The organism is Muricauda sp. MAR_2010_75 (assembly GCF_000745185.1).
Taxonomy (GTDB): Bacteria; Bacteroidota; Bacteroidia; order Flavobacteriales; family Flavobacteriaceae; genus Flagellimonas.
On record NZ_JQNJ01000001.1, the window covers coordinates 4,109,220 to 4,127,662 of the forward strand.

The 18,443-nt window shown below is 41.5% G+C and carries 19 protein-coding genes and 1 pseudogene; 8 read left to right on the forward strand and 12 right to left on the reverse strand.

Translation table 11 applies throughout. From position 1 onward, the window contains the following. Positions 1-10 precede the first annotated feature (10 nt). Positions 11-241 (reverse strand): annotated as a pseudogene (locus FG28_RS20510) (50S ribosomal L9 C-terminal domain-containing protein); the annotation flags it as partial. Between the two features lie 123 nt (positions 242-364). Here FG28_RS20510 and FG28_RS18535 point away from each other — a divergent pair. Then, entirely contained in the window at positions 365-823 is a 459-nt protein-coding gene (locus FG28_RS18535) for a DUF4168 domain-containing protein (RefSeq protein ID WP_051947482.1), read from the forward strand. 90 nt (positions 824-913) lie between these two features. Here the strand turns inward: FG28_RS18535 and rplI are convergent, their stop codons facing one another. From rplI to rpsF, 3 genes are read right to left on the reverse strand one after another with little or no spacing between them, the layout of a single operon-like run. After that, positions 914-1,366, reverse strand: coding sequence for a 50S ribosomal protein L9 (gene rplI, locus FG28_RS18540; RefSeq protein ID WP_036385484.1), 453 nt, complete (start codon positions 1,364-1,366; stop codon positions 914-916). Between the two features lie 14 nt (positions 1,367-1,380). Then, positions 1,381-1,677 carry a 30S ribosomal protein S18 gene (gene rpsR / locus FG28_RS18545; protein WP_014031368.1) on the reverse strand — a complete coding sequence of 99 codons (297 nt, stop codon included), beginning with the start codon at positions 1,675-1,677 and terminating at the stop codon, positions 1,381-1,383. 4 nt (positions 1,678-1,681) lie between these two features. After that, positions 1,682-2,020 (reverse strand): 30S ribosomal protein S6, encoded by a 339-nt coding sequence (gene rpsF, locus FG28_RS18550; RefSeq protein ID WP_036385486.1) that lies wholly within the window; start codon positions 2,018-2,020, stop codon positions 1,682-1,684. A gap of 235 nt (positions 2,021-2,255) precedes the next feature. On the opposite strand from rpsF, the gene FG28_RS18555 reads away from it, so the two are divergent. Further along, on the forward strand, positions 2,256-2,948 hold the full coding sequence (locus FG28_RS18555) for a LytTR family DNA-binding domain-containing protein (RefSeq protein WP_036385488.1): 693 nt from the start codon (positions 2,256-2,258) through the stop codon (positions 2,946-2,948). Here FG28_RS18555 and priA read toward each other — a convergent pair whose 3' ends face one another. Genes priA through nadC form a run of 4 tightly spaced genes read right to left on the reverse strand, consistent with a single transcriptional unit; the run spans position 2,949 to position 7,671 of the window. After that, a complete protein-coding gene (gene priA, locus FG28_RS18560; RefSeq protein ID WP_036385489.1) occupies positions 2,949-5,405 on the reverse strand; it encodes a primosomal protein N' in 2,457 nt (818 codons plus the stop codon). It abuts the gene before it with no gap. Between the two features lie 4 nt (positions 5,406-5,409). Beyond that, positions 5,410-5,859 carry a DUF2147 domain-containing protein gene (locus FG28_RS18565; RefSeq protein ID WP_036385491.1) on the reverse strand — a complete coding sequence of 150 codons (450 nt, stop codon included), beginning with the start codon at positions 5,857-5,859 and terminating at the stop codon, positions 5,410-5,412. Continuing rightward, positions 5,834-6,814 (reverse strand): YihY/virulence factor BrkB family protein, encoded by a 981-nt coding sequence (locus tag FG28_RS18570; protein WP_036385492.1) that lies wholly within the window; start codon positions 6,812-6,814, stop codon positions 5,834-5,836. Before FG28_RS18570 ends, FG28_RS18565 begins: the two co-directional genes overlap by 26 nt. Then, entirely contained in the window at positions 6,814-7,671 is an 858-nt protein-coding gene (gene nadC / locus FG28_RS18575; protein WP_036385494.1) for a carboxylating nicotinate-nucleotide diphosphorylase, read from the reverse strand. Before nadC ends, FG28_RS18570 begins: the two co-directional genes overlap by 1 nt. 342 nt (positions 7,672-8,013) lie before the next feature. Here nadC and rlmH point away from each other — a divergent pair, with 342 nt between their 5' ends. Continuing rightward, positions 8,014-8,487: a 23S rRNA (pseudouridine(1915)-N(3))-methyltransferase RlmH gene (rlmH, locus tag FG28_RS18580; protein ID WP_036386871.1), complete on the forward strand. Its 474-nt coding sequence runs from the start codon at positions 8,014-8,016 to the stop codon at positions 8,485-8,487. 81 nt (positions 8,488-8,568) lie between these two features. On the opposite strand, the gene serA is transcribed toward rlmH, so the two are convergent. Both serA and FG28_RS18590 read right to left on the reverse strand, forming a co-directional pair. Then, positions 8,569-10,461, reverse strand: a complete 1,893-nt coding sequence (serA, locus tag FG28_RS18585; protein ID WP_036386873.1) for a phosphoglycerate dehydrogenase — start codon at positions 10,459-10,461, stop codon at positions 8,569-8,571. Between the two features lie 157 nt (positions 10,462-10,618). Then, the gene (locus FG28_RS18590; protein ID WP_036385496.1) at positions 10,619-11,071 is read right to left on the reverse strand and encodes an isoprenylcysteine carboxylmethyltransferase family protein; all 453 of its coding nucleotides are present in this window, start codon (positions 11,069-11,071) and stop codon (positions 10,619-10,621) included. 59 nt (positions 11,072-11,130) lie between these two features. Between FG28_RS18590 and FG28_RS18595 the strand changes: the two genes are divergently transcribed. The 4 genes from FG28_RS18595 (at position 11,131) to FG28_RS18610 (ending at position 16,236) form a co-directional block, all read left to right on the forward strand. Then, positions 11,131-11,712, forward strand: a complete 582-nt coding sequence (locus FG28_RS18595) for a non-canonical purine NTP diphosphatase (protein ID WP_036385498.1) — start codon at positions 11,131-11,133, stop codon at positions 11,710-11,712. A gap of 140 nt (positions 11,713-11,852) precedes the next feature. Then, entirely contained in the window at positions 11,853-13,601 is a 1,749-nt protein-coding gene (locus FG28_RS18600) for a DEAD/DEAH box helicase (protein WP_036385499.1), read from the forward strand. Positions 13,602-13,676: 75 nt separating this feature from the next. Continuing rightward, positions 13,677-14,453, forward strand: coding sequence for a carboxypeptidase-like regulatory domain-containing protein (locus FG28_RS18605; protein ID WP_036385501.1), 777 nt, complete (start codon positions 13,677-13,679; stop codon positions 14,451-14,453). A 97-nt stretch (positions 14,454-14,550) separates the two neighbouring features. Continuing rightward, positions 14,551-16,236, forward strand: a complete 1,686-nt coding sequence (locus FG28_RS18610; protein ID WP_036385503.1) for an alpha-amylase family glycosyl hydrolase — start codon at positions 14,551-14,553, stop codon at positions 16,234-16,236. A gap of 10 nt (positions 16,237-16,246) precedes the next feature. Here the strand turns inward: FG28_RS18610 and FG28_RS18615 are convergent, their stop codons facing one another. After that, on the reverse strand, positions 16,247-16,774 hold the full coding sequence (locus tag FG28_RS18615; RefSeq protein WP_036385504.1) for an SRPBCC family protein: 528 nt from the start codon (positions 16,772-16,774) through the stop codon (positions 16,247-16,249). 41 nt (positions 16,775-16,815) lie between these two features. After that, positions 16,816-17,469, reverse strand: coding sequence for an RNA methyltransferase (locus FG28_RS18620; protein ID WP_036385505.1), 654 nt, complete (start codon positions 17,467-17,469; stop codon positions 16,816-16,818). A gap of 117 nt (positions 17,470-17,586) precedes the next feature. Here FG28_RS18620 and FG28_RS18625 point away from each other — a divergent pair, with 117 nt between their 5' ends. Then, positions 17,587-18,435, forward strand: a complete 849-nt coding sequence (locus FG28_RS18625) for a hypothetical protein (RefSeq protein ID WP_156102331.1) — start codon at positions 17,587-17,589, stop codon at positions 18,433-18,435. The last annotated feature ends 8 nt before the right edge of the window (positions 18,436-18,443 follow it).

Genomic DNA, 18,443 nt, shown 5'->3' on the forward strand with positions numbered 1-18,443 from the left:
AAAATAATGTTTATTTCGCTTCGGCAATCACCTCAAAAGGAAATTCAACAACTACTTCTCTGTGAAGTCTGATGATGGCCCCACCTTTACTATTGATAAACTTTCTATCAATTTAGTGTCCCTCTTTATCCAAAGAGGCAGCAAGGTCGATTGTGGTTACGGAGCCAAACAATTTATCACCTGCACCAACCTTGGCTGGGATACGGCTTTCCACCAAAACCTTTTTCGCAGAAGGGGTGGCCCAAGAGGCCAAACGGTAGAATCCATACTGTTTTCATTAAGGTACAGTTAACAGCCATATTTTGGGAAGCGCCTTAATTTATTGTAGTTTCGGAAAATAACATTTACGAAAAACACATATAGAATGAGATTTTTGAAACCAATTAAAACACTGTTTGTTTGTCTTTTAACCCTTGGCGTGAGTCTATTTTCATCACTTAATGCCCAAGAACAAGTTGAAGTGACCGATGCCGAATTGAACAAGATTGCGTCTGCTTTTCAGGATATCCAAAAAGTGAACATGGAGGCTCAAGAAAAAGTAATGGAAATGGTTAAAAATAACGGTTTTCAAGTAGAGAGGTTCAATGAAATGTACCAAGCTTCAGCGTCACCAGAAAAAACTGTAGATGCCACAGACGATGAAAAGAAAAGATTTGGAAAACTAATCAGCGAAATACAGGAGTTGCAAGTTGGCTTCACTGAGCAAATCGAGGAAATCATCAGCAATGAAGGCATGAGCATTGAACGCTACCAGGCCATAGCCATGGCATTGCAGACCGACAGTGAACTTCAGGGCCGTTTGAAAAATAAATTAGAGCAATAAATAACAGCAATAATATACCAATTGATAATAAAAAAAGAGCCATGCAAAAGCATGGCTCTTTTTTTATTCTTAGCTGAAAAGACCTAAAATTTATTTGGCCTCAGCGATAACTTCAAAAGGAAATTCAACAACTACTTCTCTGTGAAGCCTGATGATGGCCTCATAAGGTCCTACCCTTTTAATGGCCCCACCTTTAATATTGATAAACTTTCTATCAATTTGGTGTCCTTCTTTGTCCAAAGCGGCGGCAAGGTCGATTGTGGTTACGGAACCAAACAATTTATCACCTGCACCAACCTTGGCTGGGATACGGATTTCCAATTGTTTTAGGGCTTCCGCTGTTTTAGTGGCCGCATCAATGATTTTCTTCTCTTTGTGGGCTCTTTGCTTTAGGTTTTCCGCCAAAACCTTTTTGGCAGATGGCGTGGCCAAAGTGGCCAAACCTTGAGGGATCAAAAAGTTTCTGCCGTAACCGTTTTTTACGGAAACGATATCATCTTTAAATCCCAAATCCTGTACATCTTCTTTTAGAATAAGTTCCATTCTTCGGTATTTTTTTATTTTAACATATCGCCAACGTACGGCATTAACGCTAGGTGGCGTGCACGCTTAACGGCCTGTGCCACTTTTCTTTGGTATTTCAAGGAAGTTCCCGTAAGTCTTCTGGGAAGCAATTTTCCTTGCTCGTTTACCAACTTCATCAAGAAGTCTGGGTCTTTATAATCAATATACTTGATACCAGATTTTTTGAACCTGCAATACTTTTTTTGCTTGCTGGTCTCTATGTTAAGCGGGGTCAAATATCTGATTTCCCCGTCTTTTTTTGACTTTGCTTGTTGTTCAATAGATGCCATAACCCTATGCGTTTGCTTTTAATTTGGTTCTTCTCTTTTCTGCCCAAGCAATTGCATGCTTGTCCAACTTAACGGTCAAGAAACGCATAACGCGCTCATCTCTCCTAAACTCCAACTCGTATGGACCAATGGCCTCACCGGGAGCTTGAAATTCAAATAAGTGGTAAAAACCACTTTTTTTGTGCTGAATGGGATAGGCCAACTTTTTAAGTCCCCAATCTTCCTTGGAGACCATTTTGGCACCATTCTTAATCAAGAAATCCTCAAATTTCTTGACTGTTTCCTCTATCTGCGTTTCAGACAGAACGGGATTTAAAATGAAAACAGTTTCGTAATGGTTCATATTATATATTTTAAAGGAGCGCAAAATTAGTGATATTTCTTTCACCCTGCAAGAAAACCAAAAAAACTTCGTTTAAAGTACAGGAGTTATTAACAAAAGTGAACCCTTTAAACGTACATATCGTATATGGCAATATACACAACAAAATAGACCATGTTTACATCTTTTGTTGCTGTTAAACGTCTTTTTTATGTAATTTGCCGATGATTTAAAACCCTACAAATCACCCCATTCTATGAAATTAAAAAGTATAATTGTAGACGATTCCTCCATGCAGCGTATGGCCGTTGCAAAATTGGTCAACAATCATCCACATCTTGCTTTGGTTGCTGAGTACAGCAACGCCATTGAAGCTAAAAATGGCCTAAAGAACCATGAAGTCGATTTGATTTTCTTGGATGTTGAAATGCCCATTATCAGTGGGTTTGACCTTTTAGAGGCCCTAGAGAACCCACCACAGGTGATCCTAATTACAGGTAAACCTGACTATGCACTTAAAGCCTTTGACTACGACGTAACCGATTACCTTCACAAACCCATCACTTTAGCCCGCTTTGAAGCCTCTGTAAAAAGAGCTGTGGCCAAATACGAGCAAATGAATCGTGTTGATGAGGATGAAGAGCACATTTTTGTAAAGAGCAACCTTAAAAAACGCAAGGTTATCTTAAACGATATTAAATGGATTGAGGCATTGGGAGATTATATTAAGTTGGTGACAGACGAGGCCAACATTGTAATCCTTTCCACCATGAAATCTTTCGAAAAGCAATTGCCGGCCGATAAATTTCTACGTATCCATAAATCTTATATTGTGAATCTGGAGAAGATTGAGAAATTCAACAGTAAAAATGTTGAAGTAGGGGGAAGACAGATTCCATTGAGTAGAAACAAGAAGACTGAGTTGGCCGAAGCATTGGCCAATGTATAATTAAATGTGGTCCACATTGTAGACCAGTCTTACACTTTTATACTTGGAAATAGCATTAAAGGATTTCTCAATCCGTTTAATGCTATTTTTTGTTTGTGCCAATGATTGTTGCTTCGGTATCTTAATCAATATGTTCTTGAGGTAATCCCTCCGAATTCTGGCAATAGGGGGATATTCGGGGCCTAAAACAGGTATTCGCAATACATTCCGCAATGAGCCGGCCATCCATTGGGCAGCTTCGTTCAATGTATTGAAATCCCTAGCCTTCAAAGTCACTTTAATAATGCGCACCACAGGTGGATATTTAAATTGTTCCCGTTCGTAAACCTGCTCGGCAAACATTTTTCCGTAATTGTTCGTAGTAACCTGTTGCAATATTTGATGGTGCGGATTGTAGGTCTGAATAAGTACCTTACCCCTCTTTTGGGTACGCCCTGCCCTACCCGCCACCTGGGTCAACATTTGAAAACTGCGTTCATGCGCCCGGTAATCCGGAAAATTCAACATGGAGTCTGCATTCATGATACCCACTAGACTCACATTCCTAAAGTCCAATCCCTTAGTGACCATTTGCGTACCCACCAAAATATCCATCTCTTGGTTTTCAAAGGCTGAAATGATTTTTTCATAGGCATATTTCCCTCGGGTGGTGTCCAAATCCATCCGGCCCACCGATACTTTAGGAAAAAGTTGGTTCAGTTCCTCCTGAATCTGTTCCGTTCCAAATCCTTTATTGTCCAAAGTGGCACTCCCACAGGCCAAACAAGCTTGTTGCAGGGCCATATGATAACCGCAGTAATGACATCGCAGTTGATTTCTCTGTTGATGGAATGTCAAACTAACATCACAATTGGGACATTGGGCCACATGTCCACAGGTGGTACACTCGACCACGGGGGCAAATCCCCTTCTGTTTTGAAAAAGAATCACTTGCTCCCCTTCTTCCAAAGCCTCTTCGATAGCCTTGAGTAGAATTTCTGAAAAATGACCTTTCATGCGCTTTTTTCGTGTGGCCTCTTTAATATCGACCAAATTGATGTCCGGCATCAGCACATCTCCATACCTATGTTGAATGGACGCATACCCATATTTGCCTTTTTTGGCATTGTCCATGCTTTCTATGCTGGGGGTAGCCGAGCCCAGAATTACATCAGCCTTATGCAGGGAAGCCAAAACAATGGCCGCATCCCGGGCATGATACCTTGGTGCTGGGTCAAATTGTTTGAAGGAACCTTCGTGTTCCTCATCCACCACCACCAACCCCAAATTGGAAAAAGGCAAGAACAGGGAAGAACGGGCACCAATGACAATCTGGGCCTTTTCGGCCTGCGCCAAAACGTTGTTCCAGACCTCCACCCGTTCATGAATACTGTATTTTGAGTGATACACCGATACCTTATGCCCAAAATAAAGCCGAAGTCGATTGATCAATTGGGAGGTCAGTGCAATTTCAGGCAGTAGGTAAAGGGCCTGCTTCCCCTCCTCCAAGCACTGCTGAATGAGTTTTACATACACCTCGGTCTTCCCTGACGAAGTGACGCCATGCAGTAGCACGGGTCTGTTCTGTTCAAATCCAGAGGTGATATCTTCAAGCGCTTTGGTTTGATGTTCGTTTAAACCAATGTTCTCTGATGCTGAGGATTCTTCTTGATAATCAACCCGATCCTTTCTAATCTGATATTCCTCAAGAATATCTTTATCAATAAGTGCCTTGATCACGGCTCTGGAAGCACCGCTTTCTCTTTCAAGGTCTTCAATGGGAATGGGTTTGTTGTTTTTAGTCCGTATCTGAAAAAGGGAAAGTACTACTTGACTTTGTTTCGGCGCTCGGGAAAGCTCATTGAGCAGTGCTTCCAGTTGGGCCTCATCATCATACACTTCAGAAAGCTTTACGTATCGAACCAGTTTGGGTTTGTACTGCTCGTACAGTTCCTCTTTTTGGTTCACCACCCCTTTTTGCACCAATCGGTTGATCAAGGAGAGTACATGTTTTTTATCGACAATGTCACTGATTTCCCCAATCTTCAATGCGGTTTGGTGCTGAAGGGCCTCATAGACCAAAAACTCATCGTCTTTCAGCTCCATTTCATCAACCTCAACTTCTTTGTTGGGCATTACCAAGGTTTCACTTTCCAATAGAAAGGCACTGGGCAGGGCACTCCGAATCACCTCGCCTAAAGTGCACATATAATAGTGGGCAATCCATTCCCAATGTTTTAGCTGAAAAGGATTTACAAGAGGTGTTTCATCCAAAATCTGATAAATCTCCTTGGCCTCGTAAGCTGTTGGGGCATTGCTATGGACTTTATGCACCAAAGCGGTGTAAATCTTGGATTTACCGAAGGGAACAGCCACACGCATTCCGGGCTGTAAAAAAACTGCTTCCTGTGAGGTAATGCTGTACGTGAAAAGGCGTTCCAGTGGAATAGGCAGTACAACATCCAGAAAATAATCCATAGTATTACTCCTTAACTCGGTACCACGTTTGCGTGCGGTACAAAAAAACCAAATAGCCTCGGACCTTCAATTGGTTGTCGTTATCAGGATCCAACCATATTTTGCCCCTGAATTTTATACCATTTTCCGGGTCCAACATCTCATTACCCTTGTATTCATTTTTGTTATTTTTCTTAAGGTCTTGAAAAATATGCAGCCCCAAAATAGGCTTATCCTTGAATTCATCATCACATTTTGAGCAAATGGCGTCTTCCTTACCTTTTTCCAAGATTTTCACTATTCTCCCCTGCAATAATCCATCTTCCTTATAGATGTGGACAATAGCCTTTTCTATTCCGCTTCGGTCATCCACCGTTTTCCATTTTCCGACCACAGTTTGACCAAATGCAATCTGAATAAACAGGATAGATATGGGCAACAAAAACCGTTTATTGAACATCTTGCCTTTTTTCATGCTGTTTTTTTAAAGAATTAAGGGTTGCATTGAGCTCAAATCCCAATAGGAGAATATTGGAATTCAACCAAATGAAAACCATCAAAATCAACAATCCCCCCAAGGCTCCATAAAGTTCGTTATATCTGGCAAACTTTTCCACATAGATCCCAAAGAGATATGAGGTCAGCAAAAACAAAAGTGTTGTCATCAGTGCACCTGCAGAAAAGAACCGTGCCTTTCTGCCTTCAGCGGTCCCAAAATAATACAAGATGGCCGTGGTAAAATAGGAGAGGCACATAAAGAAGGCCACTTTGGCTATCTGGATACCGAGGGTGTCCCCTTTTTCCACATCATACCCAAAGGTATTTCCAAGGTATTCGTTCGTATAGCCAACAATATAAAACTCAAAATAAACAAAAGCCACGGCTCCAACAATCAAGAGGATGGAAAGAATCAATCCCACCATAAAAGCATAAGCATATTGACGAAAAAAATTCCGGGTGAGTTCTACATGGTATGAGTTTTCAAACCCTCCAAAAATGGCATTTACGCCATTGGCCATTAAAAAAATGGAAACCAGAAAGGCTGATGATAACAACCCTCCTTGTTTTTGATCTTTGATCTGTTGGTAAATATCCCCAAAATAATCTCCTGTAGCGGATGGCAAAAACGATTCTAAAAACACCAGGAATTGGGCGTCAAAATTCTCATTTCCAACCCGAACATAAGGAATCACAAACGGAATCATGGTTACCAAAAAAATCAGTAGAGGAAACAGTGCCATAAACAAGCTGAAAGCAATGGAACTGGCCCGAGTGGACAAGGCTCCGCGAAAAATCCCCAATAGATACATTTCTATCAAATCATATAGAGAGAGCCCTTCAAAAGCTTTGAGCTTTACCTTTTTCATCAACCGTACCATCCAATTGATGACCGGTATCTTTTCCAACTGGTCTTCTATAACTTTGGACATTATACCGCTTTTAAACTTAGGTCCATATTGTGTACGGAATGTGTTAGCGCTCCAGAAGAAATGTAATCCACCCCACACTCTGCATATTTCCGTATGGTATCTTCATTAATCCCTCCTGATGACTCCGTAAGGCATTGGTTACCTATCATCTTAACCGCTTTTCTGGTATCGTCATAATTAAAATTGTCCAACAAAATCCGGTATACCCCTTGGGATTGCAGAATTTCTTGAACTTCATCCAAATTCCGTGCTTCAACGATAATTTTTAGGTTTTTTTGTTGGTCTTTCAAGTATTGTTGGGTCTTTTGGATAGCCTTGGTGATACCTCCTGCAAAGTCAATATGATTGTCCTTGAGCATGATCATATCGTACAGTGCGAATCGGTGGTTCTCCCCTCCTCCAATCTTTACGGCCCATTTCTCCAATGCCCTTATGCCGGGTGTGGTTTTTCGGGTGTCCAATATTTTTGTCTCTGTTCCTTCCAAAAGATTCACGTATTGTTTGGTCTTGGTGGCAATGGCACTCATCCTTTGCATGGCATTTAAGACTAATCGTTCGGCTTTTAAAATACTTTGGGAACTTCCTGCCACATAAAAAACAATATCTCCGTATTTGACTGGACTTCCATCAGAAATGAGCACTTCTACATCTAGTTCTGGGTCTACATTATGAAACACTTGCTTTGCAAATGCAACACCAGCGATTATGCCATCGTCTTTGACCAACAGTTTTGCCTTTCCGGTTGCTGAGGCAGGAATACAGGCCAAGGAGCTATGATCGCCGTCACCAACATCTTCTCGAATAGCGTTGGCAATAATCAAATCAAGTTCGTTTTGAAATTGTTCTTCGGATATCATCCACTTGGGGTTTTAACGAAAATAGTAAAAACAATACTGTTGTTCGGTAATTTAGTTACTGAGTTATTGAGGTGTTTGAATATGACGCATAGTGGTCAAAGTTAACTGACTCAATGCCAAGTTCAAACACAATTTTCAAGTTCAAACACATTCGATGAGATGGGTGCACTTACTGCGAGCAGTAGGATGATGTTTCAGTTAAATGTTTGATAATAAGACAAAAGATTAAATATTTTCAACTGTTTAATTACTTTGTTCCTTGTTCTTGGACTTGAGTCTGAACTTGAACTTACGGACTTACTTCTGGCTTCCCTTTTTCAATATAATACTCTATTTTTGAACATGCAGATTACCTTGATTGCCATTGGAAAAACGGATAGTGTTGATCTAGAACAACTTATCTCGATTTACGAGAAGCGGCTGCAACATTATATAAAGTTCCAGTTTCAAATTATTCCCGATATTAAAAACAGTAAAAATCTTTCCGAAACCCAACAAAAGGATAAGGAAGGTGAACTGATTTTGGCCCAACTCCAACCTTCGGACGCCCTAATTCTTCTTGATGAAAAAGGAAAACAATACACTTCAGTTGAATTTTCCCAATTCCTGCAAAAAAAGATGAATAGTGGTATCAAAAACCTGGTTTTGGCGATTGGAGGGCCGTATGGTTTCAGTGAAGCGGTATACGAAAGGGCCAACGGAAAAATAAGCCTTTCCAAAATGACTTTTTCCCATCAAATGGTACGTTTGTTTCTTGTGGAACAGCTCTACCGGGGGTTCACCATTTTACGGAACGAACCGTATCATCACGAATGATGATGTTCAAGTTCAAGAGCGCTTCGCTTAAAGATTCAAGAACATGGAGCAAAGACTTGACTCTTGACAATTGATTCTTGTCTAATAAAGTACTCTAAACTTAATGGTGTTTTCCACATTTTTAAGGGCCTTGACCACCTCTTTGTCATATTCCTTGTCCAAATCGGTGATCACATAACCTACATCAGGGTCTGTGGATAAGTATTGTCCTGAAATGTTTAAACCGTATTTGGCCAACACTTCATTGATCTTGGCCATGATACCAGGAACATTCTTATGGATATGCAAGAAGCGATGCGCCTTGTTTTGTTTTGGCAACCTGATATTTGGGAAATTCACGGCATCAACTGTATTTCCAGAGTTGATGTAATCCATAATCTTATTGGGAACAAAGTCTGCAATGTCTCGCTGGGCCTCTTCAGTGCTTCCACCAATGTGCGGTGTTAGAATCACATTGGACAAACCTTGCAACGGGGTTGAAAATTCGCCATTGCTTCGTGGTTCGGATGGATATACGTCTACCGCGGCACCGCCCAATTTTCCACTCTTTAAAGCAGCAGCCAAAGCATCAATGTCCACTACAAACCCTCTGGAAAGGTTAATGAGCATGGCACCATCCTTCATTTGGTTGATTTCCCGCTCACCAATAAAGTTCTTATTGGCTTTATTATCATCAATATGTAATGTAACCACATCCGAAATGGAAAGCAAATCTTCCAAAGTGCTGCATTTAACCGCATTACCCAAGGCTAGCTGGTCGGCTACGTCATAATAGTAGACCCGCATACCCATGGCTTCGGCCAAAACGGACATTTGTTTTCCGATATTACCGTACCCTACAATACCCAAGTTTTTACCACGCACTTCTCGGGAATTGGCAGCAGTTTTGTTCCATTCTCCGTTGTGAATCTCAGTGCTTCGCGTAAAAATATTACGCATGAGCATAATAATTTGTCCTATGGCGAGCTCCACCACAGAACGAGTATTACTATAAGGCGCATTAAAGACCACGACGCCCTTTTTCTTGCTGTATTCTAAATCGATTTGGGTGGTTCCAATACAAAACGCACCAACCACCATCAATTTATTGGCAGCGTCCAAAACCTTTTGGGTTACTAGGGTCTTGGAACGGATGCCCAAAACATGCACGCCCTTGATACGCTCAATGAGCTCTTCTTCGGGAAGGCTGTGTTTTACAAGTTCAACAGAAAAGCCTTCTTCCGATAGATTTTCAAAAGCGGCTGGGTGTACATTCTCAAGTAAAAGGATCTTGATCCTATTTTTAGGGTAGGAAAGGTTTCTTGGCAAATCGTTCACAAATAAAAATTCATCTAAGTTAGGTGCAACATGGTCGGCATTGTTTGTGGCCTTTTCACGGTGCACATTTTCAGTGTAAGCAAAAAACTTATGGGCAATTCCCGCTTCGCGCATTACATAATCGCTGTAGCCATCGCCGATGACCTGGACCTCACCATCGAGGTCAAGTCGTTTTAAGCATTCTATTTTTCCGTTGTGGGAAGCTAAAACATTGGTCTCATCAAATCCAGTGATGTTTCCCGTTTCATCAAAAGTAAATGTATTGGCATAAACGCGATTCGAAGGAATATTGTACTCCGCAACAATGGGGTCGATAAATTCCTTAAAACCACAGGATATCACATAAATATCATCGGAAAATTCATGGAAGAACTCCTTGTTCGAGGCAATGGATTTGGATATTTTTTGACGGAGTTCCACCACTAAATTGTCCAAATCACTTTTGTTGGCGTTCAACAGACGGATTCTCCTCTCAAGGGATTCCGTAAAAGAAATGTCACCATCAATACCCAAATTGGTAATATGCTGAATTTCAGCAACAATTTCCTCTCGTTTGGGATTTCCCTGAAGGGTCATCTCGGCCAATACATCCAACGCCTCTACCCGGGTAAGGGTGCTGTCAAAATCAAAAACATATTTTCGACCCGTTTCCACCATTGACATCTTCAAAAAATTAAGGTGTAAAATTAAACATAAATTCCATCCTTATAATCGGAACTTATCAAAAACCTTACACATTTGCGGATAAATCAAAAATCCATTACGATTTGTTTCAAATGGTACCCAAAAAGTGGATTTTTAAAATCGAAGTAGTTTAAAACCACCTTCGTGTGAGCTTGCAGTAAATGCTATATTCCTTGCCGAACTTTTCCAACAACACCTCTTCTTCCGGTTTGATCTGAAAATGGTTCATCCAATATACAAAACCAGCCGCCAATAACGTGTTAAAGGCATTTCCCAGCTTTAGACCAAAGGCCAACAGAAAAAGAAGCATTCCCAAATACATAGGGTTTCGTGTGAAGTTATAAATGCCGGTGGTCACCAATTTTCTTGTTTTACCAAGGTTCAATGGGTCGACAGTGGTTTTTGTGACAAAAAATTGGATTACGGATATTAAAATAACCAAAAATCCAAGTCCAAACAGAAACATGGCGAGTTCTTGTTTCCCGAAGAATTCGAACTCACCTACAGGTAAAAATCGGTCCAAAACATACATTAACCCTCCAAAAATCAGCATTATTACCGCTGGTGGCACTTTCATTTTCATGGAAATCGCTTAAAGTCCGAAATTACTACTTTTGAAACTCAAATAGAACCCTTTTCCACTTGAAACTAGTTTTTGCCACCCATAACGACCACAAGCTGAAGGAAGTTCAGCAGCTACTTCCTAAATCCATTGAACTACTTTCCTTAAAAGACATTCAATGTTTTGATGAAATCCCAGAAACTGGAGAAACTTTGGAGGAAAACGCCAAAATAAAGGCAGACTTTGTGACCCAAACTTATGGTTTGGATTGTTTTTCGGATGATACTGGACTCTTGGTGGACGCCCTGGATGGAAATCCCGGGGTCTACTCGGCCCGCTATGCCGGGGAACAAAAGAATGCCGAGGACAACATGACCAAGCTATTATCGGAATTGGAGGGGAAGGAAAACCGACAAGCTCATTTCAAAACAGCCATCCATCTCAACTTTGAGGGCGAAAGTTATGTGTTTGATGGCATTGTGAAAGGAAACATTACCACCGGAAAACGCGGTTCGGGAGGATTCGGCTATGACCCCATTTTTAAACCCGAAGGGTTTACCCAAACGTTTGGGGAACTCCCGCCGAACACCAAGAATGCTATAAGCCACAGAGGCAGGGCCATTGAGAAATTGGCAAACTTTTTAAAAAACAAGACTTTATAGCAGCCACCCTATAAATTTAGCGTACATTTGCCGCTTTATTAACGCCGCCGGTATGGGCAAGGTGTTGCGATGGGCTCAAAGGTTATACAGGAATCGCTCTATGCAACACAACATATTTGCGATTTAAGGTATACACCGCTATGACAAAATTTGAAGCCTTGGGGTTAGATCAACCCCTATTGGATGCTATTTCCGATCTTGGATTTGAAACCCCATCAGAAGTACAGGAAAAATCAATCCCCATTTTATTGGAACAAGACACCGATTTGGTGGCCTTGGCCCAAACAGGAACTGGAAAAACCGCTGCTTTTGGTTTTCCCATGATTCAAAAAATTCAGGCAGATAGTCGAACCACACAAGGTTTGATCCTCTCTCCTACCCGTGAACTGTGTTTGCAGATCACCAACGAACTCAAACTCTATTCCAAATACGTAAAGGGACTGAACACTGTGGCCATTTATGGCGGCGCGAGCATTTCTGAACAAGCCAACCAAATTAAACGAGGTGCACAGATTGTTGTGGCCACTCCTGGCCGGATGAAAGATATGATCGGTCGAAGGATGGTGGACATCTCCAAGATTGATTATTGTGTTTTGGACGAGGCTGATGAAATGTTGAACATGGGCTTCTTTGAGGACATCAAAGATATTTTGTCCAACACGCCCAAAGAAAAGCTAACCTGGTTGTTTTCGGCAACTATGCCCAAAGAAGTGGCTACTATAGCCAAAAAGTTCATGCACCAGCCGGTTGAGATTACTGTCGGGACAAAGAATGCCGGTGCTTCAACGGTCCAACACGAATATTATGTGGTAGGTGGTCGTGATCGTTACTCGGCCCTAAAACGTTTGGCCGATGCCAATCCCGGTATTTTTTCAGTGGTTTTTTGTAGAACCAAGCGCGATACACAGCGTGTAGCTGAAAAATTAATTGAGGATGGCTACAACGCTGGTGCTCTTCATGGCGATTTAAGCCAAAACCAGCGCGATTTGGTAATGAACGCGTTCCGAAAAAAACAAGTGCAAATGTTGGTGGCAACAGATGTTGCGGCCAGAGGTATTGATGTGGACGACATTACCCACGTGATCAACTACCAACTTCCTGATGAAATTGAAACCTACACCCACCGTAGTGGTCGTACGGGTAGAGCAGGAAAATCTGGGATTTCCATGGTCATTGTTACCCGTTCCGAACTACGGAAAATCAAGACCATTGAAAAAATCGTAAAGCAGGAATTTGTGGCTAAAAAGATTCCTACGGGCATTGAAATCTGCGAAATACAATTGTACCACTTGGCCAATAAGATCAAAGAAACCAAAATCAATAAGGAAATTGACGCCTATTTGCCTGCCATCAATGATGTATTGGAAGGCATCGATAGGGATGAGCTTATCAAAAAAATGGTTTCTGTGGAGTTTACCCAGTTTTCCAATTACTACAGCAAGACCAAGGACCTTAATACATCGGAAAGTGGTCGAGAAAGTGGATATAACGATAATGCCGATTCGGACAACAGTGGTTCCGTACGTTATTTTATCAACATCGGGGAAAGGGACGGTTACGATTGGATGTCGCTCAAAGATTTCCTTCGAGATACCTTGAACCTTGAGAAAGAGGATATTTATAATGTAGATACCAAGGATAGTTTCTCCTTCTTCAACTCAGATGCACAGCTTACAGATATTATTCTTCAGACCTTTACGGAATTTAAGGTGGACGGGCGATTCATCAATGTGGAAGTCTCCAAAAATCCTGGAGGTTCAGGAAAAGGAGGGCGTAAAAGAGACCGTAAGCGAGGTAACCGAAAAAGTGGCGGTAACAAATCATTCAAAGGAGGCAAAAAAGGAGGTTACATTAAAAAAGGAGGCAAAAAGAGACAGGGTTTCTATTAGTTAATTCTATATTAAATGGTAAGGGGCTCCTATTTATTTTTCTTTGTTTAGTACTTTTATACCTACAAAGATTGCATGAGAAGAATTCTACTTACACTTTTTGCCACTATCCCTTTGTTGTGCTTGGCCCAGAACGAGGATGAAGCTCCCGCTTTGGAAGAACTGACCGTTACTGTGGTCAACGCACAGACCGATTTTCCTTTGGAAAGTGTGCACGTCATTAACCTGAACCAGGTTATAGGCACCATCACAAACCAAAAAGGGCAATTTACCATTGAGGCAGCGGTGAACGACACCCTTTATCTGAGTTATCTGGGTTTTAAATCACAAAAAGTGCGGGTAACCAATGATATGTTCAAGATCAAGGATACCAAAATAGCGTTGACCGAATTGGCCTATGCTTTGGAAGAAGTGATCGTGACTCCCTATCAGCTTACCGGTTATCTGGAAATTGATGTAAAGAACCTTCCTGTCAACAATGCCTATCAGTATAGCATTTCAGGGTTAAATACCAGTTATGAAGCAGGGAACAAAAGCCCCAGCGCCGTGACCAAGGTGTTGGGCGCCATCTTGAACCCGGCCGACCTTTTACGGAACCTCTTTGGCAAAAAACCGAGACAGTTGCGGAAATTGCAACAAATGAAAGCAGATGATGAGATCAGAAACCTTCTTGCTTCCAAATTTGACCGTGAGGTCCTTACCGAACTGCTGCAGTTGGAAAAAGTGGATATTGAAGACATCCTTAACAACTGCAATTATTCCAAATCCTTTATCAACACAGCCAATGATCTCCAGATTTTGGATGCCATCTCAAGCTGTTATGAAGAGTATAAAGTACTCAATAGAAATTAAACCTTGACCATTCCAATTTTGGGCCAATGTCCTGAGGCGCTAAATAAATTTTAGAATTTCGTATTCATTTTATAGCTTTAGACAAAATCCCAAATACATGAAAAAACTACTTGTTATCATGTCTATACTACCCTTTTTTATAGGCTGTAGGGAGGTTAAAAAAAAACAGCAGAAGGCAGAGCAGGTAGTTGAGCAGGAGGTGCCTAAAAAAGAGGTGCCCTTTGTTTGGGAAGGTGCCAATATCTATTTTCTCTTAACGGACCGCTTTAACAACGGAAATCCCGATAACGATGTTAATTTTGAAAGAACCGAGGAAACCGGCGTACTTCGCGGGTTTGAAGGTGGAGACATTGTGGGCGTTACCCAGAAAATTGAAGCAGGTTATTTTACCGAATTGGGCATAAATGCCATTTGGCTCACCCCTTTGGTGGAACAAGTGCACGGTGCCACCAATGAAGGAACAGGCAACACCTATGGATACCACGGCTATTGGACCAAGGATTGGACCTCACTTGACCCCAATTTTGGTACCCGGGCTGATTTGGAGAACTTGGTAAAAGCTGCCCATGCCAAAGGCATCAGAATCCTCTTGGATGTAGTACTGAACCATACAGGCCCTGTTACGGACAAAGACTCTGTATGGCCCGAAAATTGGGTGCGGACAGGCCCCACATGCGAGTTCACCACGTATGAAAACACCACCGCATGCACTTTGGTGGAAAACTTACCAGATATTCTTACTGAATCTGATGAAAATGTGGAGCTTCCAGACGCTCTATTGGCCAAATGGAAAGATGAAGGTCGTTTGAGCAAGGAATTGGACGAGTTACAGCTCTTCTTTGAACGTACCGGATATCCCAGGGCACCCCGATACTACATCATCAAATGGTTAACGGATTACATCAATGATTATGGTGTGGATGGATTTCGGGTGGATACCGTAAAGCACGTTAACGAAAATGCATGGGAAGACCTGCACAAAGAGGCAAACTATGCCTTTGAAACCTGGAAGAAAAAACACCAAAACCAAATTTTGGACAACAATCCTTTTTATATGGTCGGGGAAGTCTACAATTACGGTATTTCAGGAGGTCGAGATTTTGATTTTGGTGATAAAAAGGTAGATTTCTTCGATTACGGTTTTAAAAGCCTTATCAATTTTGAGTTGAAAACCGATGCTGACAAAAGCTACGAAACCATATTCAAAAAATACAGTGGGTTGCTGCACACCAAATTAAAAGACAAAAGTGTTCTGAATTATTTGACTTCACATGATGATGGCTCACCCTATGACAAGGAACGGAAAAAACCTTATCGCGCGGCAAATGTACTGCTCTTGACCCCTGGTGCCTCACAGGTGTATTATGGTGATGAGACCTCTCGAAATCTTGTCATTGAAGGTGCTCAAGGAGATGCCACACTCCGTTCTTTTATGAACTGGGAAGAACTGGATAGCGTTCCTGAAATCCAAAAAATCCATAAACACTGGCAAAAATTGGGGAAATTCCGGCGAGATCACCCTGCTATTGGTGCTGGAAAACACAAACGTTTGGCCAAATCGCCCTACGTGTTCTCCAGAACGTATGATACTGGTGACTATCGGGATAAAGTGGTGGTTGGCCTCAACTTACCTAAAGGTAAAAAGTCACTTTGGGTAAAGGGATTCTTTGGCGATGGCACCAAATTGTACGACACCTATTCCGAAACCGAAGTCACCGTTGCCAACGGAAAGGTCATTTTGGAAAATGACTTTGATATAGCACTGTTGGAGTTGGTGGAATAAAGTGCCAAGCTTATTTTTCCAATAGTTCCTTAAGACTGGCAAGACCTTCCTCAAAATCTTTTCCAACGGCCTTGTCCATGTTCATAAACAGCATCATAATACTCATGGGAAACTTGTTTTTTCCCGAGAAACCCCACGTCACCTTGGTGGTGCTTGCATCTACTTCTTCAGTAACGATATAGGCGTCCGAAGTGGACTTCCAAGGTTTTAAAAATCGAAGTTCGGATTCGATACGTTCACCATCCACAATATTTGTAATTTCCTGTTCTCCTTCTCCTACTTCTTTGTTGCCATTCCAATAGTTCATGGAGCCCACCTCACCATCCGTTCCCGTAAATTTTTGCTCCATATTGGGGTCTCTTTTGCCCCAAGGAGACCATTCGCCCTGTTTTTTAAGCGACCTTAAATACGTAAAAACAGTGGATTTGGGCTTGGCAATTTCAATGGAGCGGGAAACATTATAGGTCTTTGGCGCAATAACGGCCAAAATAAGTATCAGCAGTACAATCCCTACTAAAATATAAAGTGTTGTTGTCATGGTTGTAAATGATTGGTTACCAGTTAAAAATACAAAAAAGTTTAATCGCTCAAATACCTTTTGATGATGCCCTTCACATTTTTGATGGACTTTTTGGTCCAGTCCAATCGTTTCTCTAAAATCTCGATGTCGGATAAATGCCAATCCAATGAAGAAGCCCTCACCTTTTGGGCCAACTCTTGAATAATGATGGCCGCGGAAACGGAAACATTCAAACTTTCGGAAAAACCCACCATGGGAATTTTTAGGAACCCATCGGCCCGTTGCATCACTTCCTCGCTCAACCCTTCCTTCTCGGTACCGAAAAAGAGGGCAGTTTTGGTCTTAGGGCAAAAATCAGGTAACAATTGGGAATCATCATGGGGTGTGGTGGCTATGATTTGGTAGCCATCACTTTTTAGTTTATCGATACATTCGGACGTAGTCCGATAACGATACACATCCACCCACTGCTCTGCTCCCACGGCTATATTTTTGTCCAACCGTTTACCAAAACGGTCTTCCACCACATGCACATCTTGAATGCCAAACACATCACAGCTTCGGATAATGGCACTGGTATTGTGCATTTGGAAAACATCTTCAATGGCTACGGTAAGCAGTCGAGTGCGGTTTTGCAGTACGTCCAAAAAACGCTGTTTCCGTTCTTCAGTAAGGTAGGTTTCCAAATAAGTGAGCAGGTCATCATCGAACATGAAAACAAGATAGGAAAATTTAAAAATGGGAAGCCTTGAAAAATGGATTTGCTATCTTAGGGCTGCATCCAATAAAAGCACCTAACAATGATAAGACAGGGAACTAACCATAAAAAAGTGATAGCTTTTAAAATAGCTGTATCCATTGGTGTAATGGCTGTTTTTCTTTCTTTCACAACTAAACCCGTTCATGTTGATGATTCGGAAAAGTCTGGCTTCAATTTTGAAAAAGATTTGTTATTGGCACAATTTGACTGCAAGACCGATGTGGATGATTTACATACGGTTGCCGCTTTTGCCACCCTATTGACCGATTCAAGCTTTAGTAAAGTCAATTACCACGCAGTAGCTGGCACCTACGGTATACAAGAGGGGCTCTACGTTCCTCCAAATAACTTATTTGAACTCGCCTTTGGAGAGAATTGGACAGATGCACACGAGAATATACATCCTGCCGTTGAACGTGTCAAAACCATACTCAAGTCAACCTTTGACAAACAAGGTGATATTTGGATTGCAGAGGCAGGCCAATCAGACTTCACTGCAGAACTAATTAAGGCCGTTCATACCGATTTCCCTGAAATAACTACATCAGAACGAATTCATGTAGTCCAACACAGCAATTGGAATGAAGAATCAACCTCTCCCGAAAGTCTTGAATTTGTCAAAAAACATTCAGATTACATAAAAATTCCTGATGGCAATGTAGTTGGAAATGGATCTCCGGGATTTAGGGATGCTGAGTATACCAATTGGAACAAGAATATGACCAATCCTAAAGTGATTGAAACTTGGGAACTTGCGATTGAAATATCCAACACCTACAATGGCAAAGAAGGACGATACAACAACCAAGCTATTTCGGCAGGAGGATTGGACTTCTCTGATTTATCTGAAGTTTGTTGGATTCTGAACATACAAAATATTAGGGACGCTACAGAGTTTTTCAACCTTTATTCCAATTAAGCAGTCTT